Here is a 22,377-nt window from a genome sequence, read left to right as displayed (position 1 = left end):
GGCATTGTGTGAAAAAAGAACATCAAACGGTGGTGCTGGGGGAGCCCCTCACCCTAAAGGATTTTATCGCCGTGGCCCGGAATGGGGCGTCGGTAGAATTCTCTGACGAATATCGGGCCCGAGTAAAGCGGTCCCGCGCCCTGGTGGAGCAATGGGTGGACGAGGAAAAGGTCATGTACGGCGTGACCACCGGCTTTGGTGCATTGTGCACCAAAGCCATCGACAAGGAGGAAACCGCCCAGCTTCAGGAAAATATACTGCTTTCCCATTCCGTGTCCGTAGGTCAGCCGCTGTCGATTGAACAGGTGCGGGGAACCATGCTGATGGTTCTGCAAAATCTGGGGCAGGGTTACTCCGGCGTGGGCCTTACCGTGCTGGAACAGTACCGGAATTTCTTGAATCTGGGGCTGACGCCGTGGGCTCCGGGCGACGGAAGCGTCGGCTATCTGTCCCCCGAGGCACACATGGCGATGGTTCTCATCGGCGGAGGCAAGGCCTATTTGAACAGCGAATTGCTGGAAGGCCGCGAAGCCCTTGCAAAAGTGAATCTGGAGCCGCTCGTTCTTGGTTCCAAGGAGGGGCTGGGGCTCATATCCGGCACCACCTCCTCCACCGCTATGGCGGCTCTGGCCATTTGGGATCTGCTGAACGCCGCCAAATCCGCCGATATCATCGGCGCGCTGACGTTGGAGGTCAGCCGGGGCGTTCTGGACGCTTTTGATCCTCGGGTGATGCAGGTGCGTCCCCATCCCGATCAAGCCCGGACGGCGGAGAATGTCCGTGCCGTTTTAAAAGGTTCCGGCATTATGGAGAAATACAAGGGCAGCCGGGTGCAGGATGCACTTTCCCTGCGATGCATCCCCCAGCTCCACGGCGCGGCAAAAAAGACACTGCTGGACGCCAAAGCAGCCATTGAAATTGAGATGAACGCCTGCTGCGACAACCCGATTGTCTGGCCCGAGGACGGAAACGAGGCGGTAATCTCCGCCTGCAATGCGGACTCTTCCTATGTGGGAATGGAGATGGACAGCGCCTGTATCGCTGCGGTGGGGCTTGCCAAGATGTCGGAGCGGCGCAACAACCGTCTGATTGACGAAAGCCTGTCAGGCTATCCGTGGTTCTGCATCAAAAAACCGGGGCTGAACTCCGGCCTGATGATTCCCCAATATACGCAGGCCGGTCTTCTGAATGAAATGAGAATGCTGGCCACGCCGTCCACAATCGACAACACACCCACTTGCGGCAATCAGGAGGATTATGTGGCCATGGGCTATAACGCCTGCAAAAAGGCTGGCGCGGCGGCGGAGAAGCTTGAGTATATTCTGGCGATTGAGCTGCTCTCAGGTTACCAGGCGCAACAGTTTTTAGACAGAGATGTAAGCCGGGGGGCAGGCAGCGCAGCGGTTCTCAAAACGGTGGGGGAGCTGGTGCCGGTGATGGAAAAGGATCTGTTCCTTTACCCCTATATTGTGGCCTTGCGGGAGCTGATTCACACAGGAGAACTGATAAAGACGGTGGAACACGTCACCGGTCCGCTGAACTGAAAGGGAGTGAGCATAGATGCGCGGAAACGATAAAACGCAGGTTGAAATAGATTTGAAAAAAATCTTTTTGACGCCACCCAATTCCCGTAGGGAGAGAATCTCCCTGTTGATCATGATGCTGATTACGTTTCTCATCTTTTTCGGGCCGATTTGCTTCTCTGAGATTTCCCCGGTGAAGGCCATTTTGCTGGCCTGCATGCCTGCCGTATCCCTCTCTTGGGGCTGGATGGTGCTGCTGCGGTCCCTGTTCCGTAAAAGTGAATTTTGCAAATAAGCACGCCGGAAAACGAAAGAAATATAGAAGAAATTTTATTTCCGGTTTGAAAAACAACGGGTTTTGCGAGGAACTGAAAGCGGGGACTAAGCGTATTCATGCGCTGCGGAATACCCATTTATTACGTTAAGGCATTTCGGGCACCTGGTAAGGATGCCCTTCGGAAAGTCCCGACGAAAATTTTAAAAGCCACTGCTTTTTACGAAAAGCAGTGGCTTTTTTTGCTGGTTGCCCCGAATAAAATTTTGTTTGCTGCCGTGTGCACTTTATTAACTGCACTCAGAATAGGACTGCATTTGTTGCCACCGATAGAGTTATACGGTCTAAGGCCCAATTTATAGTCCAAATGCAAAAAGGTCTGGGCCAAAAAGGCTGTCACATCAGGCGTTTGTGAGGAAAAAGGCGGAGGTGAACCCGCCTCCGCCTGCCTTTATTGAAAACAAAGAAGAACGCATAGCATGTAAAAATCCGCAGCGACATCCGCTGCGGCTTTTCTGGAAAGGCCGGGTATAGCAAGGTATATGTCCATGGAAAGCAGTGACTGGATGGCGAATTTAAAAGGATGTCACTGCAAGTCAGTCAGCTCCCGCAGGCATTTGGGACAAATGTTTTTGCCCTTAAACTGAACAATGTCCTTATTGCTGTCACAGAAGATGCAACTGGGTTTGTATTTTTTGAGAATGACGGAGTTCCCTTCCACATAGATTTCCAATGCATCCTTTTCCGCTATATCAAGGGTGCGACGCATTTCGATCGGAAGCACTATGCGGCCTAATTCGTCCACCTTCCGCACAATTCCGGTTGATTTCATATTTTATCTCCTTTTCCGCGATTGTTTCATTAATTCCTTGGCTTTTTGACAATAACATAGAATGTAATATTTTGTCAATTCCTTTTAGAAACTTTTACAATTATTCATACTTATTTCACATGTTGTCCCCCTCTCGAGGACAAAATTAATGCATTTAAACACTTTGTCGTTTTATGCGATTTTGAGCAATAAAAATATGGAGGGAAGATATGGCAATGGCAGTTTTATGGACCGGAATGGTCCTGTTATCGGTCATATTCGGATTAATCAACGGACGGATGGAGGCAGTTTCCGCCGCCGCGCTGGAAGGCGCGGGAAGTGCGATTCAGCTATGCATCTCCATGGCGGGCGTACTCTGCCTTTGGAGCGGCGTTATGGAGCTGATGAATCGGAGCGGACTGTCCGCCAAGCTGGCCCGCGCGTTTCGTCCGATTCTAAAAGCGCTGCTGCCGTACGCAAGCCGGGATGAGAAAACACTGGCGGCAGTCTCCGCCAATGTCTCCGCCAATCTCCTGGGGCTGGGGAACGCGGCCACGCCCCTCGGCATTCAGGCTGCCCGACGGATGGCCGTGGGACAGGAGGGGGTGGCCAGCGACGAGCTGTGCCTGCTGGTGGTGCTGAATACGGCCTCCATTCAGTTAATTCCGGCCACGGTGGCCTCGGTCCGGTCCGCTGCCGGGGCCGCGGCCCCATTTGACATTCTGCCCGCAGTGTGGCTTGCGTCGGTGCTGAGCGTGACTGCGGGATTGGCTGCGGCAAAGCTGCTGGCCTTCCTGGGCAGGAGGCGGACGTGAGCCCCTCCGCCATGGTGGTGCCCGCCCTGCTGGCTGGCACGGCGCTCATCGCCCTGTGGCGGCGTGTGGACGTATACGGCGCGCTGACTGCCGGAGCAGGCGAGGGACTAAGTGTAGTTTTCCGCATTGCTCCCGCGCTGGTGGGGCTGCTGACCGCCGTGGCCATGTTCCGGGCCTCGGGAGCCATGGAGTGGATGTCCGCCTTGTGTGCTCCGCTGTTGGAACGGCTGGGTATCCCACCGGAGCTGACGCCGCTGATGCTGGTCCGGCCCATTTCCGGAAGCGGCGCGCTGGCGGTGGGCAGCGAGGTGATGCAGTCTTACGGACCCGACAGCTATGTGGGCCGGGTGGCGGCAGTCATGCTGGGCAGCACGGAGACGACCTTCTACACCATCGCCGTTTACTTTGGAGCAGCAGGGATTACCCGCACCAGACACACGGTTCCCGCCGCGCTGACCGCTGATTTGGCCGGATTTATCGCTTCGGCTTTGGCGGTGCGCATTTTTTTCGGCGTATAGAAAAACTGTCCGGCCACCTGAAAAGACGGCCGGACAGCGTGCATAAAAGGTTGAAAATAAGGGATGCTCTTACAGATACGACTGATCAAAGCCGTGGGGCAGCAGTTCTTCCATGGTGAAGGCCTGCTCCTCACCCTTTGCGTTGAGGCAGATGACCTCCAGCTTTGGGGCAAACTCCTTCATAAACTGCCGGCACATGCCGCAGGGGACACAGGGACCGTCGCTCTTGCCCGCCACCACGATGCGCACAAAGTCCTCCCGGCGGCCCTCGCTGATGGCCTTGCCCATGGCGGTGCGCTCCGCGCAGGTGCCCACGGGGTAGGCCGCGTTTTCAATATTGCAGCCGGTGTATACCGTGCCGTCGGCGCACTCCAGCGCCGCGCCCACAGGGAAGTGGGAATAGGGACAGTATGCCTTGTCCAGCATCCCAGTGGCCGCCGCTTTCAATTCCTCCCGCGTCATAAAATCCGCTCCTTCCAGTTGTTACTTCCAATCCACCGCCCGCTGGGGGCGGACGTCAATATCCATGATGTCCTTGGCGTCGTAAAATTGCAGATACCGGTCCCGGGAGTGGCGCAGAGTGGTGCCGTCCGGGTGAAGCCGGTCGCAGATGACCGCGCAGATGTCCTTTTTGATATAGCTGAAGCTTTCCACGCCCACAGAGGCGAACACACGAAAGCCCTGACTTTGGAGATACTGAAACACCGGTCCGGTTTTGGTCCAGTCGTTCCCGTCGGGACGCTCCCCATGGGGATAGTACAAAATGGTGGTCTTTCCCACCAGACTGCCCACCTCGTCAAACCACCGCTTGGTGTCGGCCTGAACCGTCTCCAAAGACTTGACGCCCAAACGGATGTGGCCCCAGGTGTGGCTGCCGAAGGTCCAGCCGGTGCGCTTGAGCTCGGCAATGATGGGCTTGACCGCGGTAATTTCCTTTTGCCGCGCCGCTTCCTGCTCTGCCGACCAGCTTTTGGTGTCCGTCTGGGTGCGATAGCCCAAAATGCCGGAGTATCCCGTCAGAGACAGGCTGCCCTTGGCGCCAAAGGGAGAGAAGTCCGGATGCTCCCGGACAAACTTGTCCAAAATCGGCAGAGCGTCCAAATCCTGAGAGAGGACCTCGTTGCCCTGCGGGTCCTTGCCCTCGCTCCAAAGCAGACCGTCGTCCCCAATAATCAATTTATATGTCAGCCCGTCCTTGAGCATGTATGGATAATAGTTTACATCGTCATAGGACAGAATCAAAGGCTTTTTTCCCTCGGGCAGATACAATGTGTTGCGGACCATCACGGGCTGTCCGCCCTCATCAGTGGTTTCCCGCCATACGTCTCCGATATCCACCAGCACATAGCCCTTGTCGTAGACGCTTTGCAAAATATTGTTATACTCGTCCACAGTGACCATGAAATCGTCCAGACCGTCGGCCTGCGCATCGCCGTCAAAGGCGAGCTCGGGATAGGCGATCACCGGATGGAAAAACAGATGCTCCACAATGCCGTCCCACGCCACGTAAGGCACGCCGTCCACCACGCCGCCCACAGGCTCCACGGTAGGGTCTGAGATGACGTACGGCTCTATCTGGGGCGCCTCCGGCTCGGCGGAGGAAGAAGAGGAAGAGGAGGAGCCGTCCGAAGCACTCCCACTGCCCGCGCCGCTTGCGGTTTGGCCGCAGGCGGCCAGAGACGCCAGCAGGGAGAGAGCCAGGAAAAGCGGCAGAAATCGACGCATTATAAATGACACCCTTTCTAAACGTTCAAAGCAGGGCCGCGCAATCCGCAGCCGCCGTTTTTTTCTGATATTGTTCAGTATATCAGGTTATTCGACAAAATAAAACACCAAAAAGTTACAAAATTGGCTGCTGTTTTAAAGTTGGCGATTCCCAAGACACTCCGGCTTTTTGCAAAGCTTTTTAAGCCGCCGCATCGCTTTTTGCCCCGCCCATAAAGTAATCGACAAAGTATGTGGAGAAATTGTAAATACCCAATTACCATACTTGACAAATAGGATAGCTGTGATATATTCTAATCACAGTAAATTGATATGAATTAGGGGAGGTCCTAATAATGCGTGTATATGCAGATAACGCGGCGACCACCGCCGTGAGTGATACGGCTGTAAAGGCCATGCTGCCATGCTTTCAGGAGTTTTACGGAAATCCGTCCAGCCTGCATACCGTGGGGCAGGAGGCGGCGGAGCGGCTGTCTCTGGCCCGGCAGGTATTTGCAAAAAGGCTGAACTGCGACCCCAGTGAAATCACCTTTACCTCCGGTGGCAGCGAGGCCGACAATCAGGCCCTGCGCTCTGCCGCGGCTGCGGGCGCGAAGAAGAATAAACGGCACATTATTTCCACGGAGTTTGAGCACCACGCTATTTTGCATACGCTGGAGCAGCTGTCGAAAGAGGGCTTTGAAGTCACACTGCTGCCGATTCCCAAATCCGGCGTGATTTCCGCGGAGCAGGTGCGTCAGGCCATTCGGCCGGACACCTGCCTTGTGACTGTGATGTTTGCCAACAACGAGATCGGCACCATCCAGCCCATTCCCGAGATCGGGGCGATTTGCCGCGAGCTTGGCGTCCCTTTCCATACCGACGCGGTGCAGGCAGCGGGGCATCTTCCCATCGACGTGCGGGCTATGAACATTGATCTTTTGAGCCTGTCGGCCCACAAGTTCCACGGGCCCAAGGGCGTGGGCGTGCTGTACGTTCGGCGCGGGGCCGTCTCTTTGATGAACGTAATTTACGGCGGCGCGCAGGAGCGGGGCAAGCGGGCAGGAACCGAGAACATCGCCGGCATCGTGGGCGCTTCTGCGGCCTTTGATGAGATTTGCGACCATCTGGAGGAGAATGCGGCCAAGGTCACCGTCCTGCGGGACCGGCTGATCGACGGCCTGACGAAAATTCCCCACAGCATTCTCAACGGTGAGCAAGAGCATCGCCTTCCCGGCAATGTGAACCTGTGCTTTGAAGGCATCGAAGGGGAGTCCCTCCTTCTGCTGCTGGACCAGAAGGGCATCTGCGCGTCCTCGGGAAGCGCCTGCACCTCCGGGTCTTTGGACCCCAGCCATGTGCTGCTGGCGCTGGGCCTGCCCCATGAGGTGGCCCACGGGTCACTGCGGCTGAGCCTCAGCGAGTACAACACGGCGGAGGAAATTGACCACATTCTGGCGGTGACGCCGGGGATCGTGGAGTACCTTCGGAATATCTCTCCCGTGTGGGACGAGCTGGAAACAGGCAGTCTGAAGCACGTGATTTGAGCTTGAAAGGAGCGGTTGAATATGCTGTACAGTGAAAAAGTGATGGATCACTTTCAGAATCCCCGGAATGTGGGCAAAATGGACGACGCCGACGGCGTGGGCGAGGTTGGCAACGCCAAGTGCGGCGATATCATGCGGATGTATATTAAGGTGGACAAGGACACGCAGACCATCAGCGACGTGAAGTTTAACACCTTCGGCTGCGGCAGCGCCATCGCCACCAGTTCGATGGCCACGGAGATGATTATTGGCAAGCCGGTGAAGGAAGCCCTGACCCTTTCCAATAAGGCCGTGGTGGAGGCGCTGGATGGGCTGCCAACCCATAAGCTGCACTGCTCCGTTCTGGCGGAGCAGGCCGTGAAAGCAGCGGTGAAGGACTATTACGACAAAAACGGCATCGCCTATGGTGACGAGCTGAACATCTGCGACCACGAGTGCGGGCACTGCGCCGTGGAATAAGCCCGCATCAGCGGAGCTTTCCAAACAACTGAAACGGGGAACCGGCATTGCCGGTCCCCCGTTTTTTTGCATTTTGCATTCTGCGCGCAATCCGGCTGTCTGCCCGCAAAGCCGCACCCGAGGGCTGTCCTCCGGCATGACGGAGCCCGACCGCGCATAAGAGAGAACAGCGGGCGGGTCGGCGGCGCGGACTGCGGACAGCCGGAAGGAGGGGCAATGATGCGCAAGTGCGGGGACGTGATTTTAAGCGGGCTTTTGGCCTGCTTTGTAGGGAGTGCGTATTTTTTGATTGAGGTGGTCTGGAAAACAGTTCAGGGCCATCCCGAGGGCATCAACTGGACCATGCTGGTGCTGGCGCTGCTGCTGGGCCTTGTGCTGGAGCGGATGGGAGCGGAGCTGCCATGGAATTGTCCCATCTGGGCGCAGGCGGTGTTAAGCGGTCTTGCCGTCACGGCGGCGGAGTTTCTTACCGGGTGCATTGTCAATCTGTGGCTGGGCTGGGGTGTATGGGACTATTCCCATATGCCGGGAAATATTTTGGGGCAAATCTGCCCCCAGTTTGCGGGTTTGTGGTGCCTTGCTGCCGGGCCGGTAATTGTGGGGCTGGACTGGCTGCGATACGCGGTGCGGGGTGGAGAACGCCCCCGGTATATCTGGCGCCTTAAAAAGCGGGAGGCCCGCCGCCAAAGCAAAAGCACCTCTTCCGGATTTGCCGGAAGGAAGAAACCCTGAAGGGTTTTAAAATGCGGCAAATAAAAAAAATCAGGCCTTGGGTTTCAAGAAAATTTTGAAACTGAACGTAAATTTTAAAAAGGTATTAATTTTTTGTCAAAGTCTGCCGATAAAACTGTAAATAACTACTCTACGATAAAGCGGGTACGGAAAAGGGTCCGGGACCGTCCCGCCGGAAGGAGGACATGGTGAGCAACAAGTATATTGTGCGGCAGCCCATCAAGGATGCCGACAGCAACGTGATTGGATATGAACTTCTTTATTACGGGGAGAATCAGGCGTTTGGAGAGGACTCCGCCTCGCCCGGCGGGGCGGGGGCGTCCGCACCCAATGCGTCCGCCTCGGGAAACGACTTTGCAGCGGCCAACGCCATCTACAACTTTTTAACGCAGAATACCGACAAGTCACTGACCGGAACGCTGAATTTCATGACCTTTACCCCCACGCTCCTGATGAAAAAAGCGCCCCGGCTCTTTAAGAAGTCTGAACTTGTCATTCAGATTGAGGACAGCGTAATTATCCATCCTCTGGCCATGCACTTCGTGCAGCTGTTCGCCAAGGAGGGCTATAAAATTGCGGTGAACGAATTTCAATTTGCCCCCCGATATCTGGCGTTAATGGACAAAATTCATTACATTAAGCTGAATTTTGCGTCCACCCCGGCGACCACGCTGGCCAACGTTATCGAACTGGCCCACAGCATGGGGAAGAAGTGCATCGCCACCAACATTACCGATACGGTGCTGTACAATGCCGCTGTGGGACTGAAGGTGGACGCACTGGAGGGGCCGTTTGTGGCGGAGAAGCTCTCCTGCAAGGCTCACACCAGCGGCTATTTGCAGGGAAACTTTTTCCGGCTTATGGTAGCCGTTACTCAGGACGAGCCGGACATCGACGAAATTGAGCGGATGGTTTCTCAGGACGCGTCCCTTGTCTTCGGCCTGCTGCGAATGGCCAACTCCGTCTATTTTTCCTCCTCCCACCGGGCCACCACCATTCGTCAGGCCATTATGACCCTGGGGCTGGGGCAGATTCGCCAGTGGATTTACCTCCTCAGCGCCAGCAACGCCGAAAATGAGATTGACCCGACCTCGGAGGAATTTTTGAAGCTGTCTTTCCTGCGGGCGAATTTTTGCAGCGATTTGATCGATTACACGCCCCGGGGCGTGCTTTCCATCACCAAGGCGGACGCCTACCTCATCGGCATGTTCTCCACGCTTGGCTATCTGGTGGACGCGCCCATGGAGGAGATTCTGGCAGAGGTCCCTGTGGTGGAGGAGGTCAAGCGGGCCTTGCTTTACCGCGAGGGCTCCGCCGGAAAGCTCTATTCCCTGCTGCTCAGCTATGAGCGGGCAGATTGGGACCAGATCAGCGTCCTTGCAAACGAGCTGAATATCCCCACCAATCTGCTTACCAGCGTATACTTTGACTCTGTAGACCGTGCCAACCTCATCTGGGCGCGCATCTCCACACCGGAGGCACCCGACCTTCCAGAGGAATCTATTTAAAAAACGGCGCGTCCCAAGCCCCGGCGGGGCAGGGAGGAGCCAAATGTGATCTGGGGCTTCCGCTGCCGCAAAAGCCTCTGAAAAGCCGCGAAAAATATGATGTAAAAGCGCTCGAAATCCGCTGAAAATGCGGGCTTCGGGCGCCTTTTTGCGTCAATGGCGGAGAAACCGTCGCAAGAAATCCACGCTGTGCTTGTCCGTTCGTCAAAAAACGCCGCGCGTCCCGGGGAAGGGGTGGCGGTGCTGTTCGGCCTACCCTCCTGCAAACCGGAGCATACTACTTTGGTAGAAGAAGGTTCCATGGCTGTGGGAGAAGATGGGCAACTGGAGCGTTTATGACGCCATTGGCAGCGGCTATGCCGACAAGATGTTCTTTAATAACAACGGGCAGGACTATGGGACGGATAACCACAACTCCGTTGTGGGCCGCGGCGGCGACGAAGACTCTGCCAACGGTCAGTACCGGACCCGTGCCAACGGCTATAACGACGTGGATTTCTCCGCGGGCTACAAAGACGGTGCGGAAATCGGCATCAAGTACGGTGACTATACGGCCGCGACCATTGGCAGCGATAACATTGAGCTGAGCGTGAACAATATGTATCCGGGCTACGGCCAGCTGTTCCGCAGCGACATCATCAATCTGGGCACCGTTGCGGCGAAGCTGAGCGCCCTGTCCTTCTCCGCCGCCGGCACGGAAGGCGGAACACTGGACGCCGATACCGCCGGCATGCTGGGCCTTGCGCTGCGGGTCTGCGATGAGCAGGATAAGGAAATTTATGATCTGAGCAAGGAGTCAAACGCCACCTTTACCCTCGGCGGCGTGACCTTTGTCAGATTGAGCGCCCTAACGGACGCCACGGTGGAGACGCTGAACCAGATGATGACTGCCAGTGATCCCATGGGTAGAATGGACCTCTATATCGGCGTGGCCATGGACCCCGACGCTGCGGGCGTATATACCACCGGCAGCACCGCCGTCAAAGCCACTAACGAAGATGCAAACACCCAGAACCAGCTAGCCACTATTTCCGTTGACTTTGCATGGGACCAGTTCAACGCGGAGTTGGACGCGAACTAATCATCAAAGCCGAATCGAATCTTTTGCAGTGTAAAATAGAAGCCGGGGTTATGGCAATTAGAGAGCAGCATTCGCATTAAATAAGCCTTAATATAGTGGGATGGCCCAAAAAACTGCCCATTGCATAAGATGGCGTATACTTAATTCTGGTGGGAGGAAAAACAAATGTGCACAGCGATTACACTGCGGTCTTTAGAGGGATCAAATTATTTTGGAAGAAACATGGACTTTTCCTATGCACTTCAGCCGCACTTTTATTTTGTACCGGAAAATTATCGCTGGACAAACGCGGTAACTGGAAAAGAAATGTGCGATTCTTACAGCTTCATGGGAATCGGGCAGGAGCTCGACGGAGTGCTCGGCTTTTTTGACGGGGTGAATGAACATGGTTTCGCAGCGGCAGCTCTGTATTTTGCGGGATACGCCCAATATGATACCGGCACGCCAAATTCATCGGACATACAGGTGGCATCCTATGATTTTCTTCATTATATTCTGGGGAATTGCGCGTCCGTGGAAGACCTACGGGCGCAGATGGAGAATATCTACATCATCGGCAAGGCCGATCCCTTGACCCAAACGGTAGCTCCGCTACATTGGATTGCCGCGGACCGAACCGGAAAATGTGTTGTTTTGGAGCAGACGGACAGAGGGGCGGAGTTGTTTACCGATCCCATTGGCGTCTTGGCTAACAGCCCGGATTTTCGGTGGCACATGACGAATCTGCGCAACTATATGGAAACGTCCCCCCAGCAGCTGGAGGAAACGGTTTGGGGCGGCGTCTGGCTGACGCCCTTTGGTCAGGCCGGAGGAACAGTGCCTTTACCCGGTGGCTATACGTCGCCGGAACGCTTTGTCCGGGCGGCCTATCTAAACACGCATATCCCTCCACCGGAGGACGCTGAGGAGGCAATTGTCTCTTTTTTTCAAATCATGAAAAGTGTGTTTGTGCCCAGGGGAGCTGTCACGACAGCCAGGGGTACAGATGATTACACCCAATACACAGCCTTGATCAACCTTGGGGCCGGAGAATATTATTTCCAGACATATGAGAATCTACAAATTAGAAAGGTGAGCTTTCCTGCTGCTGCGACGCGACCGGCAACCTTAACTGATTTGGGAAAGATGGCACAGCCCATGATTGTTGAAAGCTTATAATATGACAAGAGATATCGTTTGACAGCGTATTCAGTAAATCGCAGTGTACCCAATGCTAAGTAACTATCAAAGAAAGTAAAAAAATTGGAGCCGTCATATTTGACGGCTCCAATTATGGTCCGAGTGGCGAGACTTGAACTCACGACCCCTTGACCCCCAGTCAAGTGCGCTACCAACTGCGCTACACCCGGATACGCTTGCTGCAAATCAGCTTATTTAGAATAGCATAGCATTGAAAAATTTGCAAGTACTTTTTTAAATTTTCCGCAAAATTTTACTGTTGCTTTTCTGCCGTTTTTGCCCCGAGCCGGATCCCGGCGTTGTCATGAAGAGGGATACATGCCACCGCATGGCAGAATCCTGTTGACAAACTTCCGACCAATGTGCTATGATATCCAAGTCTTCCGGAAAAAACTGCTTTTCTGATGGAGAGATGTCCGAGCGGTTGAAGGAACCGGTCTTGAAAACCGGCGACACGCAAGTGTCCGTGGGTTCGAATCCCACTCTCTCCGCCACATTTTTTCCATGGATGGGTGACAAAACTTGACAGATGGAGAAGTACCCAAGAGGCCGAAGGGGCTCCCCTGCTAAGGGAGTAGGCGGGTTAAACCGCGCGAGAGTTCGAATCTCTCCTTCTCCGCCAAAGTACCGTGAAATTGCTTTTAAAGTGATTTTGCGGTGCTTTTTGTTTTTATTATGTTATAAGGTTTGATTTTGCGAATCTAACCAAAAATATTAGACAGACCTGAGAAAAGCGATTCTATACAGTATACGCTAAAGTACATCTCAAAATCAAAGCCGCCCCCTTCCAGGAGCGGCTCAGGCTTGGACAAGCACAATTTTAATTAAGAAATCATCCTTTGTAAATCTCGCGACGGTGTCCAATGCTCAACACCAAGACAATATTCTTCTCGTTCTGTATTTCTGCAAGTATTCAGTAATATCCTACTCAATACGCTCAACAACAGATTGCCGTACAAGCTCCGAGATGGTAATACCGTTCATTTCAGCGTATTTTTTAAAAAGCATGGAATCGGCCTCATTCGGCCCCAAGGGATTGTCATACGTCTGCCCCTTTATGAGGACGACCATTTTACTAATAGATTATGTCATCTAATTCTATGTTGCTATATTCTACGCTGTCGAAAAAGTACTCGTCACCTTGAAGGTTTCCTCTTGCTCTTGCATCGTATCTAATACGTATTTCCACAGGTATCAGTTCTCCGGAGTAAGCATCTGTAAACAGTCCCTTAATCACACCCATGCGTTTAACCGGTCTACTCAGCGATGGTGGGATGTAATTTTCTGCTGGTTTAAATCTTAGATCAAGCAGCAATAGCCTCGGAGGAATTATATTATAATTAACCAGGTCCAGTAACGCTCTCTCTGCATCAAGAGATAGACTGAATTGTGTCTGTGATATAGGTTCGCCAGTCACTCCATCGTAAATAAAGATTTCTGGATTTGTTATTTTTGAAAACAATTCTTCCCCCACCTTCCGTTCCATTATATTCTAAGAGACAGATTCAGGTGATGATGGTCGTTAATTTGATTGTCCTTTGCGGGTAAGAAATAAACGATCCCAAACCAGCCAAAATTTTAGATTCTAGAGGGTCAATTTGCCCCCCATATTCCTTTCCAACTATTCGAATGCGGTATTTAATATCACCTCGCCTCTCTCACACCGCTACGGCGGGGCCCCCACGCACCACTCCGAATTTCTCTCGCAAAAAAAGTTGAACATGATATAGTTTTACAAGGCGGTGCCGAGCTGGCGCCGCTTTCTGTTTGCCCTGGCATACTTGCGTTCCAAAATATAAAAAACACAGAGGACATTCATTTAAATTTCTTACATCTTGATTTTGCCACAATATGGAATATAATAAAGAAATAATTGTTTTGTGCCAAAAAAACGGAAAATTGATCCGTCAAAAAGGATTGGGGATGCCATGAAAAAATATCTTGCGCATATTGCCCAGATCAATGGAGAGAGAACGGAACAACCTTTGCGGACGCATTCTATGAACGTGGCCAGTCACGCGGCTGATAAACTGAAAGGCATAAAGCTTTATCATACTGCGTATTTGGCCGGACTCCTGCACGACATGGGCAAATACACTGGGAAATATCAGGACTATCTGGAGAGAGCCGCAGGCGGCGAAACTGTCGTGCGAGGAAGTGTAAATCACACTTTTTGCGGCTGCATCTATCTTTTGGAGCGGTACCATACAGGCAGATCCCAAGGCTTTGATACCATGGCCTGCGAAATTCTTGTTTACGCAATCGGCTCTCACCATGGACTATTTGACTGTGTCACGCTTGAAAATACCAGCGGATTTGAACACCGGCTGAACAAGGACGCGGCCGAAATCTGCTATGACGAGGCGGTAGGAGGCTTCCTTGCAGAATGTGCGTCAAGCGAGGAAATCAACCGGTTGTTTTCACTTGCTCAAGTCGAAATTACCGCCCTGTTTCAGACGTTTGTCACATGCTTTGGGAAGAGCAGCGCACAAATCAGCATTTTGATGGGACTGGCGGCACGGATGGTCTTATCGGCGGTCATCGACGGTGACCGCCGGGATACGGCGGAATTCATGAGCGGGGAAGCGCAGCCGCGCGGGGATGTCTCCGAAGCGGTGTGGTCGGATCAAATCGCATTTTTTGAAAAAAAGATGGCGGGGGTTCATGCGGCTACGTCCATCAACCGGGCGAGAAGCCATTTTGCAGAGCAGTGTCGGGACTTTGCACAAGTGCATGGTGGTGGCATTTACCGATTGACGCTGCCCACTGGAGCCGGTAAAACACTTTCGGCACTGCGCTATGGGCTGTACCAAGCAAAGACATACGGTAAAAAGCGAATACTGTTTGTTATCCCCCTCCTCAGTATCATTGATCAAAATAGTGCGGTCATCCGCAGTTACATTCAGGACGAGAGCATTTTGACCGAGCACCACTCCAATGTGGTTCGAACGTTTGAAACGCCGGAGAAGCTGGACAGATATGAGTTTCTCACCGAAACGTGGGAAGCCCCCATCATCATCACCACGCTGGTGCAGCTTTTAAATACGCTGTTTTCGGATCAGACTACCGCGGTGCGCCGCATGAGCGCACTGTCCGACGCCGTAATTGTCATCGACGAAATTCAGTCTTTGCCGAAAAAGACTACCAATATGTTTACTATGGCGCTGAATTTTCTGGCCTATGGCTGCGGCGCCACCATCGTGTTGTCATCCGCAACCCAGCCCTGCTTTGACGAAACCGCGATGCCGCTGAAATACTCCGTTCCGGCCGATATTGTGCCATATCAAAAAGATTTTTTCGAGGTGTTCAAACGGACGGAGATTGTTGACAAAACATCGCCGTACGGAATGTCGGTAGAAGAGCTGGCAGATTTTTCGGCGGATTTATTGGAGACGGTTTCCTCACTGCTGGTGATCTGCAATACGAAGGAAAGTGCCTTGCGGCTTTTCATGCAATTAGAGCAGCGGTGCGGCGAATACAGACTGCTTCATCTTTCGGCTGCGATGTGCATGGCGCACAGAACCGATACGCTGGAGTGCATCAAAGACTGCTTAGAAAGCGGGGAAAAGATGCTGTGCGTTTCCACCCAGGTTGTGGAGGCGGGCGTGGATTTCTCCTTTGAATGTGTCATCCGTGTGGCGGCGGGACTGGATAATATCGCGCAGGCGGCGGGACGCTGCAATCGCAGCAATGAGTTTGAGGGCTGCCGCACTGTATATGTTGTCAATCTGGATCAGGAGGCTGAAAGGCTGGGGATGCTGCACGAGATTGAAGCGGCCCAGCGGTGCGCAAAGCAGCTTTTGCACAGGTTCGCGCAGGACCCGGGCCACTATGACTGCGATCTGCTGAGCGAAAAAAGCATCTCGGAGTACTATCAGTACCTTTTTCACGATGAGGATATCCGGGGCAAATTCAACTATCCGCAAAAGCTCCCCTACGGTGCCACTGAAAATCTGTTTGATCTGCTTGCGGATAATATGCGGCACATCGAACGGCCGGAATTCAAGGGCAAATACTTTCTGAATCAGGCGTTTAAAACCGCGGGCGAGTGGTTCGAAGTTTTTGACGAAGCCACAACCGAGGTGATTGTCCCGTACAATGCCGAGGCAGAGGAAATCATCGCGGATTTGTTTTCAAAAAGGGCCGAATACGATACTGGTTTTCTGAAAGCGTGCATCGAAAAGGCGAAGCCCTATACCATCCGCATTTTTGAGTACCAAAACAAAAAGCTGCGGGAATACGGAATGCTTTCGCCGGAGAAACAAAGCCATTTTACCGTGTTGAACGCTCAATGCTACCACCCTGAAACCGGACTGGTTCTGGAAAAATTTATTTTTTGAAAGGAGGCAGTGAAGTGGAGCACGATAACATTGTTGAATTTGAAGTTTGCGGGGACTATGCCTTGTTTTCTGACCCGATTACCCGCGTGGGGGGCGAAAAATTTACCTATCAGGTACCGACCTACGAGGCAATGAAGGGCGTTTTGCAAAGCATCTATTGGAAGCCAACAATTATTTGGGTGATCGATTCTGTGCGTGTTATGAATCAGATTCAGACAGAAACCAAGGGAATTCGCCCGATTAAGTACAGCGGCGGCAGCAATGACCTCTCCTATTACACCTATCTGAAGGACTGCCGCTATCGGGTGCGGGCGCATTTCATCTGGAACGACAACCGACCGGAGCTGGCGGGCGACCGGAACGAGAACAAGCACCATAACATTGCCAAGCGCATGATTGAGCGCGGTGGGCGACGGGATATTTTCCTGGGTACGCGGGAGTGCCAGGCCTATGTTACGCCCTGCGTTTTCGATGAGGGAGAGAGCTTTTACGCCCTCACGCCCCAACTGGATTTTGGTATGATGTACCACGGTATTACCTATGCCGACGAGGCATACTCGGAGGAAACCAGGGGGCGGATGACCGTGCGTCTGTGGCGGTCCGTGATGAAAAGTGGCGTGATTGACTTTCTTCCGCCGGAGGACTGTATTCACCGCCCAGTGCGGGAAATGGGCGTCAAATCCTTTGGCGAAGCGCTTGGGAATTTTGCGCCCATTGAGTCGGAGGTAATTTAAGTGGCCTGGATGAACATGCTGTATCAAACCTATGAGGCGAATGTCAAAATGGCCGGAAAGCCGGTAGAGGGCGTGCCGCTTTCGCCTGTGGCCCACATGACGGCCAATGCACAGATCGAAATTCTGATTGATTCGAACGGTGAATTTAGCGGCGCGCACTCCGTGGAAAAAGAGGACTCCAAAATCATTATCCCGGTGACGGAGGCATCTGCCTCCCGTTCCAGCGGAGACGCACCCCACGCCCTGTGCGACAACCTCACCTATGTTGCCGGAGACTTCGGACAGTATCTTTCAGATAAAAAATCGGCCGACAAAGCCGCGGGGCGGTTTCAAAAATACATAACCACACTGCAAAGCTGGGCGGAATCGCCGGATTCACACCCAAAGGTGAGGGCCATTTACGCCTATGCGGCAAAACAGGAGATGACCCGGGATCTGATCCGGGCGAAGGTTCTCGAGGCCTCTGACGGAACGCTCTGCGATAAAAAAGTCAGCGGAACGGTTTATGAAAAGGCGGTCGTGCGGTTCAGGGTGCTTGATGACCGGCCCGATGCCGTATGGCAGGACGAATCCCTGTTCGACTGCTATGCCCGGTATTATGCAAGCTTACAGGGCGGCGAAAAGGATATCTGCTACCCCACCGGCCAGCCCGATACCATAGCGGTAAACCACCCGAAGGGCATTATTGCCGCCAATTACGGCGCAAAGCTGATCTCCGCCAATGACGCCACCAATTTCACCTTCCGCGGGCGGTTCACCACCTCGGGGCAGGCCTGCGCCGTTAGCTATGACGCCACTCAAAAAGCCCACAGTGCGCTGACATGGCTGGCGGCCAGACAGGGCGTGACGGCCGGCAAGCAGGATAAGCGTACGTATATCTGTTGGAATCCAAATGGGAAAAAGGTCATTGATCTGGAGAATCCCTTTGGGTTGGAAGAGGATGAAGAACCCCGCTCCTACACCGAGGAGGAATACAAAAAGCGCCTGATCCGAACATTCAAGGGGTATCGCGGTGAACTGGAAAACAATGAAAATATTGTTGTAATGGGCCTAGACGCCGCCACAACCGGACGCCTTTCCATCACATATTTCAACGAGTTGAGCGGTTCGGATTTTTACGACCGGATCACCGACTGGGGCAAAACCTGCTGCTGGTACTTCACCAAGTTCTCACCTGAAAGGAAGCCCTTCACCACAGTTCTGACCCCGTTGACCGAGCAGATTGTTTGCTGCGCGTTTGGAACCGAACGGGGGAATTTTCTGGAGACAAGTGACAAAGTCATGAAGGAGCAGTCTCAGCGGATTCTGCACTGCATGCTGGACAAACAGCCGCTGCCCCGGGATATTGTCCACGCGGCTGCCCTGCGCGCTTCCATGCCTCAGGCCTATTCTTACGGAAACCACGAGCGGATTCTTTCAACGGCATGCGCACTGATTGCCAAATCTTATCATGACAGAGGAAAAGGAGAGAGCATCAATATGGCACTTGATTGTGAAAACACCGACAGAAGTTACCTGTTCGGACGTTTGCTGGCCGTGCTGGAAAAGGCGGAGCGTTCAACCTTTCCAGCGGGCGAAACGAGGGAGACAAACGCCATACGCCTGCAAAGTGCCTATGTTAATCATCCACTGAGCACATGGAAAATTCTCGAGGACAAATTGAATCCGTATTTCCAACGGATGAACCCGGGCTCAAGAAAGTACTACAAAGATCTCATATCGAGTATCACCGATAAACTGTTGACTTCGGAACCGGACGAGCTGAACCGCCCGTTGGAGGAACTATATCTCATCGGCTATTACCTGCAGCGGGCCAGACTGAATCAATCGCACAGCAAGGACGAAAATAACAGGGAGGATGAACAATAATGAAAGCGCTTGAAAACAAGATTGACTTTGTGGTGCTGGTATCTGTAGCCAATGCAAATCCCAACGGAGACCCGCTGAACGGCAACCGCCCGCGCACGACCTATACCGGCAACGGAGAGATCTCCGATGTCTGCATCAAAAGAAAAATCCGCAACCGCCTTCAGGATATGGGCGAGCGCATTTTTGTCCAGTCTGACGAGCGCTGCGATGATGGCTTCAACAGTCTGAGCGACCGCGCCGGGAAAACCATTACCTCTTACGCATCCAAGGACGACTATGCGGCACAGGCCTGTGCGCAGTGGTTTGACGTGAGAGCTTTCGGACAGGTCTTTGCCTATAAAAAAGGAAAGGACAAAGACAAGGAAAGCGTTTCCGTTGGCGTTCGGGGGCCTGTGTCAATTCATCAGGCGATCAGCGTTTCCCCTGTGGATATCAACAGCATGCAGATCACCAAAAGTGTCAATAGCGAGCCGACGGATGACGGCAAAAAGAGTTCTGACACGATGGGTTCAAAGCACATGGTGGAATTCGGACTTTATAAAATCAAAGGCGCCATTAACGTGCAACTCGCCGAAAAGACCGGAGTCACCGAAGAAGACACCGAAAAAATCAAAGAATGTCTGCGTACCCTGTTCATCAATGACAGCTCCTCTGCGAGGCCGGATGGCAGCATGGAGGTTGTTAAGCTCTATTGGTGGAAGCACAATAACAAGATCGGACAGTATTCCTCCGCCAAGGTACATAACGCCCTGCAAATCACGCAGAAGCAGGGGGTGACCTATCCCAAGTCCGTGGAGGATTATGAGATTACGCTGACCGCGCTTGAGGGGCTTGAGCCGGAAGTGATCGATGGAATATGAGGAAGATGATTTCCTGATGCTGTCGGGCATCCAGCACTTTGCGTTTTGTCGCCGGCAGTGGGCACTGATCCATATAGAGCAGCTTTGGGAAGAAAACCTGCGCACGGCTGAGGGCAATCTGCTGCACGAGAACTGCCATGACACTTATTCTTCCGAGAGTAGAAAAGAAGTGCTGATATCCCGCGGCATGCCGATCTTTTCACGAAATCTGGGCGCAAGTGGAGAATGCGACATTGTTGAATTCAGAAAATCCACTGAGGGTATATCGCTTCACCGAAAGGATGGCCAATATGCCGTTTATCCTGTGGAATACAAGCACGGGGAACCCAAGGACAACGAGATTGATGTACTTCAGCTGGCGGCGCAGGCAATTTGTCTGGAGGAGATGTTAAGCTGCGAAATTTCTGACGGCGCAATCTTTTACGGAAAGACAAAGCGGCGGCAAAAGGTTGCACTGACAGGGGAGCTGAAAGATCGGGTCAGGGATCTGTTCGCCGAGATGCATGGCTACGTTCAGCGCGGATATGTTCCCAGGGTCAAGCCGACGAAAAGCTGCAACGCATGCTCGCTGAAGAACCTTTGCCTGCCAAAACTCTGCAAAGTGAAATCCGTAATGGAGTATCTGGAGCAGAATCTCGGTACCGAGGAGGCTCAGACATGAAAAAGCTGCTAAACACGCTGTATGTCACCACAGAAAACGCTTATCTCTCTCTGGACGGAGAAAACGTTGTGGTTCAGAGCGAGGGCAATATGCTGGGGCGCATGCCGCTGCATATGATAGACGGCATTATGGCGTTTGGCTATCTTGGAGCAAGCCCGGCGCTGATGGGAAAATGCGCCGAGATGAACAAGTCACTGGTATTTTTGAAGCCCAGCGGACGGTTCCTCGCCAAAGTCACGGGGAAATCCTATGGGAATATCCTGCTTCGCCGTGCACAGTACCGCATCTGCGAGGATGAGGCGCGTTCGTTAATGATCGCCAAAAATATCATCGCGGCAAAGCTTGCAAACAGCAACGCCGTTCTCAGCCGCGCTGTGCGGGATCATGCCCTGCGAATCAATACCGATCAATTTGTTCAGATCGGCGGAATGCTTCAAAGCGGAAAGGTGAATGCCTTTCATGCGCAGAGTGCCGACAGCCTCCGTGGGCTTGAAGGTGAATGCGCTAACCACTATTTCTCTGTGTTTGACGACATGATCCTGCAGCAAAAGGATGATTTCTTCTATCATAGGCGGTCGCGCCGTCCACCTATGGACAATGTCAACGCAATGCTCTCGTTTTCGTATAGTCTGCTCACCTCCATGTGTGTCAGCGCGTTGGAATCGGTCGGGTTGGATGCTTATGCGGGTGTTTACCACACAGAACGGCCTGGACGGTGTTCTCTGGCGTTGGATTTACTGGAAGAATTCCGCGCGGCGTTCGCAGATCGATTTGTACTTACCGCCATCAACAAAAAAAGCATCTGCGGTAAGGATTTTATTGAAAAAGAGAGCGGTGGCATTCTGCTGACCGAGGACGGACGAAAAAAGTTCTTATCCCTGTGGCAACAGAAAAAGAAGGAAGAGATTATGCATCCCTTTTTACAGGAAAAAGTTGAATGGGGACTTCTGTCGTATGTACAAGCCATGCTTCTGGCGAAATATATTCGCGGAGATATTGACGAATATCCGCCGTTCATCTGGAGGTAGGTGATGCTTGTTCTCATAACCTATGATGTCAATACCCAGGACGCGCAAGGGAGCAGACGGCTGCGCAAAGTGGCAAAAGTCTGCGTCAACTACGGGCAGAGGGTGCAAAATTCCGTGTTTGAATGTCTGCTGTCTCCCGCGGAACTATGCATTGTAAAAAGTCAACTACTCAAGGCCATGGATGAGCAAAAAGACAGCTTGAGAATTTACAATCTGGGCAGCAGCTATAAAACTCGAATTGAACATTACGGCGCAAAGCAGACGTACTCGCCGGAAGACCCAATCATTATTTAACGCGAACCGGAAGCATACAGCAAATGAGTGGGAGATTCGCGCATGAATATTGATGGTTTTGCGCTGAGAAGATGGACTGGGTTCGCTAAAATTAAATTGATATTATTAATAATTACCAAACAAGTCAAATGAATAAAATTCAAATTTGTTTGTTTCGCAGTCGTCCCTCGCGAGAGGGACGTGGATTGAAATTATCTCGCTTTGGAATGCCTACTCGGACAACAAGTCGTCCCTCGCGAGAGGGACGTGGATTGAAATTCGGCTTTGGCGGTGCGCATTTTTTTCGGCGTATAGGTCGTCCCTCGCGAGAGGGACGTGGATTGAAATTGCAAATCGGAATTTGATATTGATTCTATTTTCAGCGTCGTCCCTCGCGAGAGGGACGTGGATTGAAATTCCGTGCTGTTTGAGGGAATATGCACGGGTGCTAGTCGTCCCTC

At 52.8% G+C, this 22,377-nt stretch carries 22 protein-coding genes, 3 tRNA genes and 1 CRISPR repeat array (1 of these 26 only partly in view); of the genes, 19 read left to right on the top strand and 6 right to left on the bottom strand.

The annotated features are described in order from the left end of the window. The first annotated feature begins 8 nt into the window (after positions 1 to 8). Positions 9 to 1,544, top strand: coding sequence for a histidine ammonia-lyase (gene hutH, locus ABVS15_RS02365; protein WP_369282163.1), 1,536 nt, complete (start codon positions 9 to 11; stop codon positions 1,542 to 1,544). Between the two features lie 16 nt (positions 1,545 to 1,560). Beyond that, positions 1,561 to 1,818, top strand: a complete 258-nt coding sequence (locus tag ABVS15_RS02360) for a hypothetical protein (RefSeq protein ID WP_369282162.1) — start codon at positions 1,561 to 1,563, stop codon at positions 1,816 to 1,818. Between the two features lie 565 nt (positions 1,819 to 2,383). On the opposite strand, the gene ABVS15_RS02355 is transcribed toward ABVS15_RS02360, so the two are convergent. Next, positions 2,384 to 2,629, bottom strand: a complete 246-nt coding sequence (locus ABVS15_RS02355; protein ID WP_294853180.1) for an AbrB/MazE/SpoVT family DNA-binding domain-containing protein — start codon at positions 2,627 to 2,629, stop codon at positions 2,384 to 2,386. A 215-nt stretch (positions 2,630 to 2,844) separates the two neighbouring features. Here ABVS15_RS02355 and ABVS15_RS02350 point away from each other — a divergent pair, with 215 nt between their 5' ends. Both ABVS15_RS02350 and ABVS15_RS02345 read left to right on the top strand, forming a co-directional pair. Further along, entirely contained in the window at positions 2,845 to 3,423 is a 579-nt protein-coding gene (locus tag ABVS15_RS02350) for a spore maturation protein A (protein WP_369282161.1), read from the top strand. Continuing rightward, positions 3,420 to 3,941, top strand: coding sequence for a spore maturation protein (locus ABVS15_RS02345; RefSeq protein WP_369282160.1), 522 nt, complete (start codon positions 3,420 to 3,422; stop codon positions 3,939 to 3,941). Before ABVS15_RS02350 ends, ABVS15_RS02345 begins: the two co-directional genes overlap by 4 nt. Positions 3,942 to 4,010: 69 nt before the next feature. Here ABVS15_RS02345 and cdd read toward each other — a convergent pair whose 3' ends face one another. Together cdd and ABVS15_RS02335 are read right to left on the bottom strand one after the other, a co-directional pair. Then, positions 4,011 to 4,403: a cytidine deaminase gene (gene cdd / locus ABVS15_RS02340; protein WP_369282159.1), complete on the bottom strand. Its 393-nt coding sequence runs from the start codon at positions 4,401 to 4,403 to the stop codon at positions 4,011 to 4,013. 21 nt (positions 4,404 to 4,424) lie between these two features. Then, the gene (locus ABVS15_RS02335; protein ID WP_369282158.1) at positions 4,425 to 5,666 is read right to left on the bottom strand and encodes a polysaccharide deacetylase family protein; all 1,242 of its coding nucleotides are present in this window, start codon (positions 5,664 to 5,666) and stop codon (positions 4,425 to 4,427) included. Between the two features lie 335 nt (positions 5,667 to 6,001). Here ABVS15_RS02335 and nifS point away from each other — a divergent pair, with 335 nt between their 5' ends. The 6 genes from nifS to ABVS15_RS02305 all read left to right on the top strand — a co-directional run bounded on the left by nifS (position 6,002) and on the right by ABVS15_RS02305 (position 12,130). Next, the gene (gene nifS / locus ABVS15_RS02330) at positions 6,002 to 7,192 is read left to right on the top strand and encodes a cysteine desulfurase NifS (RefSeq protein ID WP_369282157.1); all 1,191 of its coding nucleotides are present in this window, start codon (positions 6,002 to 6,004) and stop codon (positions 7,190 to 7,192) included. Positions 7,193 to 7,213: 21 nt separating this feature from the next. Then, positions 7,214 to 7,651, top strand: a complete 438-nt coding sequence (gene nifU / locus ABVS15_RS02325; protein WP_369282156.1) for a Fe-S cluster assembly scaffold protein NifU — start codon at positions 7,214 to 7,216, stop codon at positions 7,649 to 7,651. 216 nt (positions 7,652 to 7,867) lie between these two features. After that, positions 7,868 to 8,383, top strand: a complete 516-nt coding sequence (locus ABVS15_RS02320; RefSeq protein WP_369282155.1) for a hypothetical protein — start codon at positions 7,868 to 7,870, stop codon at positions 8,381 to 8,383. A 185-nt stretch (positions 8,384 to 8,568) separates the two neighbouring features. Beyond that, entirely contained in the window at positions 8,569 to 9,891 is a 1,323-nt protein-coding gene (locus ABVS15_RS02315; protein ID WP_369282154.1) for an EAL and HDOD domain-containing protein, read from the top strand. A 316-nt stretch (positions 9,892 to 10,207) separates the two neighbouring features. After that, positions 10,208 to 10,972, top strand: a complete 765-nt coding sequence (locus ABVS15_RS02310) for a hypothetical protein (protein ID WP_369282153.1) — start codon at positions 10,208 to 10,210, stop codon at positions 10,970 to 10,972. 165 nt (positions 10,973 to 11,137) lie between these two features. Continuing rightward, on the top strand, positions 11,138 to 12,130 hold the full coding sequence (locus ABVS15_RS02305) for a linear amide C-N hydrolase (RefSeq protein WP_369282152.1): 993 nt from the start codon (positions 11,138 to 11,140) through the stop codon (positions 12,128 to 12,130). Between the two features lie 115 nt (positions 12,131 to 12,245). Here ABVS15_RS02305 and ABVS15_RS02300 read toward each other — a convergent pair. After that, positions 12,246 to 12,321, bottom strand: a tRNA-Pro gene (locus tag ABVS15_RS02300). Positions 12,322 to 12,557: 236 nt separating this feature from the next. Here ABVS15_RS02300 and ABVS15_RS02295 point away from each other — a divergent pair. Together ABVS15_RS02295 and ABVS15_RS02290 are read left to right on the top strand one after the other, a co-directional pair. Then, positions 12,558 to 12,645: transfer RNA gene (locus ABVS15_RS02295), tRNA-Ser, on the top strand. A 37-nt stretch (positions 12,646 to 12,682) separates the two neighbouring features. Then, positions 12,683 to 12,773, top strand: a tRNA-Ser gene (locus ABVS15_RS02290). A 302-nt stretch (positions 12,774 to 13,075) separates the two neighbouring features. Here the strand turns inward: ABVS15_RS02290 and ABVS15_RS02285 are convergent. After that, a complete protein-coding gene (locus ABVS15_RS02285; protein WP_369282203.1) occupies positions 13,076 to 13,135 on the bottom strand; it encodes a hypothetical protein in 60 nt (19 codons plus the stop codon). A 91-nt stretch (positions 13,136 to 13,226) separates the two neighbouring features. Next, on the bottom strand, positions 13,227 to 13,625 hold the full coding sequence (locus tag ABVS15_RS02280; protein ID WP_369282151.1) for a hypothetical protein: 399 nt from the start codon (positions 13,623 to 13,625) through the stop codon (positions 13,227 to 13,229). A 454-nt stretch (positions 13,626 to 14,079) separates the two neighbouring features. Between ABVS15_RS02280 and cas3 the strand changes: the two genes are divergently transcribed. From cas3 to cas2, 7 genes are read left to right on the top strand one after another with little or no spacing between them, the layout of a single operon-like run. Further along, on the top strand, positions 14,080 to 16,491 hold the full coding sequence (gene cas3, locus ABVS15_RS02275; protein WP_369282150.1) for a CRISPR-associated helicase Cas3': 2,412 nt from the start codon (positions 14,080 to 14,082) through the stop codon (positions 16,489 to 16,491). A 14-nt stretch (positions 16,492 to 16,505) separates the two neighbouring features. Beyond that, a complete protein-coding gene (gene cas5c, locus ABVS15_RS02270) occupies positions 16,506 to 17,225 on the top strand; it encodes a type I-C CRISPR-associated protein Cas5c (RefSeq protein WP_369282149.1) in 720 nt (239 codons plus the stop codon). Between the two features lie 9 nt (positions 17,226 to 17,234). After that, positions 17,235 to 19,094 (top strand): type I-C CRISPR-associated protein Cas8c/Csd1, encoded by a 1,860-nt coding sequence (cas8c, locus tag ABVS15_RS02265; RefSeq protein ID WP_369282202.1) that lies wholly within the window; start codon positions 17,235 to 17,237, stop codon positions 19,092 to 19,094. Continuing rightward, positions 19,094 to 19,954, top strand: coding sequence for a type I-C CRISPR-associated protein Cas7/Csd2 (gene cas7c, locus ABVS15_RS02260; protein WP_369282148.1), 861 nt, complete (start codon positions 19,094 to 19,096; stop codon positions 19,952 to 19,954). Before cas8c ends, cas7c begins: the two co-directional genes overlap by 1 nt. After that, positions 19,944 to 20,615: a CRISPR-associated protein Cas4 gene (gene cas4, locus ABVS15_RS02255; protein WP_369282147.1), complete on the top strand. Its 672-nt coding sequence runs from the start codon at positions 19,944 to 19,946 to the stop codon at positions 20,613 to 20,615. Before cas7c ends, cas4 begins: the two co-directional genes overlap by 11 nt. After that, positions 20,612 to 21,643 (top strand): type I-C CRISPR-associated endonuclease Cas1c, encoded by a 1,032-nt coding sequence (gene cas1c, locus ABVS15_RS02250; protein WP_369282146.1) that lies wholly within the window; start codon positions 20,612 to 20,614, stop codon positions 21,641 to 21,643. The genes cas4 and cas1c overlap by 4 nt, the downstream gene beginning before the upstream one ends. A gap of 3 nt (positions 21,644 to 21,646) precedes the next feature. Continuing rightward, the gene (cas2, locus tag ABVS15_RS02245) at positions 21,647 to 21,937 is read left to right on the top strand and encodes a CRISPR-associated endonuclease Cas2 (protein ID WP_369282145.1); all 291 of its coding nucleotides are present in this window, start codon (positions 21,647 to 21,649) and stop codon (positions 21,935 to 21,937) included. 159 nt (positions 21,938 to 22,096) lie between these two features. Beyond that, positions 22,097 to 22,377: a CRISPR direct-repeat array (repeat unit 33 nt; unit sequence GTCGTCCCTCGCGAGAGGGACGTGGATTGAAAT); it runs 2,907 nt beyond the window's last position.

This window comes from Oscillibacter sp. GMB15532, from assembly GCF_041020825.1.
GTDB lineage: Bacteria > Bacillota > Clostridia > Oscillospirales > Oscillospiraceae > Oscillibacter.
Note: the sequence above shows the minus strand (reverse complement) of the source record. Positions and strands in the feature narration are given on the sequence as shown.

Bases quoted from the DNA above. Each gene is read 5' to 3' on its own strand.
- ABVS15_RS02310 (WP_369282153.1), top strand. From the start codon at position 10,208: ATGGGCAACTGGAGCGTTTATGACGCCATTGGCAGCGGCTATGCCGAC.
- ABVS15_RS02315 (WP_369282154.1), top strand. From the start codon at position 8,569: ATGGTGAGCAACAAGTATATTGTGCGGCAGCCCATCAAGGATGCCGAC.
- cas7c (WP_369282148.1), top strand. From the start codon at position 19,094: ATGAAAGCGCTTGAAAACAAGATTGACTTTGTGGTGCTGGTATCTGTA.
- nifU (WP_369282156.1), top strand. From the start codon at position 7,214: ATGCTGTACAGTGAAAAAGTGATGGATCACTTTCAGAATCCCCGGAAT.
- nifS (WP_369282157.1), top strand. From the start codon at position 6,002: ATGCGTGTATATGCAGATAACGCGGCGACCACCGCCGTGAGTGATACG.
- cas8c (WP_369282202.1), top strand. From the start codon at position 17,235: ATGAACATGCTGTATCAAACCTATGAGGCGAATGTCAAAATGGCCGGA.
- cas3 (WP_369282150.1), top strand. From the start codon at position 14,080: ATGAAAAAATATCTTGCGCATATTGCCCAGATCAATGGAGAGAGAACG.
- ABVS15_RS02355 (WP_294853180.1), bottom strand. From the start codon at position 2,629: ATGAAATCAACCGGAATTGTGCGGAAGGTGGACGAATTAGGCCGCATA.
- ABVS15_RS02305 (WP_369282152.1), top strand. From the start codon at position 11,138: ATGTGCACAGCGATTACACTGCGGTCTTTAGAGGGATCAAATTATTTT.
- ABVS15_RS02350 (WP_369282161.1), top strand. From the start codon at position 2,845: ATGGCAGTTTTATGGACCGGAATGGTCCTGTTATCGGTCATATTCGGA.
- ABVS15_RS02360 (WP_369282162.1), top strand. From the start codon at position 1,561: ATGCGCGGAAACGATAAAACGCAGGTTGAAATAGATTTGAAAAAAATC.
- cdd (WP_369282159.1), bottom strand. From the start codon at position 4,403: ATGACGCGGGAGGAATTGAAAGCGGCGGCCACTGGGATGCTGGACAAG.
- ABVS15_RS02335 (WP_369282158.1), bottom strand. From the start codon at position 5,666: ATGCGTCGATTTCTGCCGCTTTTCCTGGCTCTCTCCCTGCTGGCGTCT.
- cas1c (WP_369282146.1), top strand. From the start codon at position 20,612: ATGAAAAAGCTGCTAAACACGCTGTATGTCACCACAGAAAACGCTTAT.
- cas2 (WP_369282145.1), top strand. From the start codon at position 21,647: ATGCTTGTTCTCATAACCTATGATGTCAATACCCAGGACGCGCAAGGG.
- cas4 (WP_369282147.1), top strand. From the start codon at position 19,944: ATGGAATATGAGGAAGATGATTTCCTGATGCTGTCGGGCATCCAGCAC.
- ABVS15_RS02320 (WP_369282155.1), top strand. From the start codon at position 7,868: ATGATGCGCAAGTGCGGGGACGTGATTTTAAGCGGGCTTTTGGCCTGC.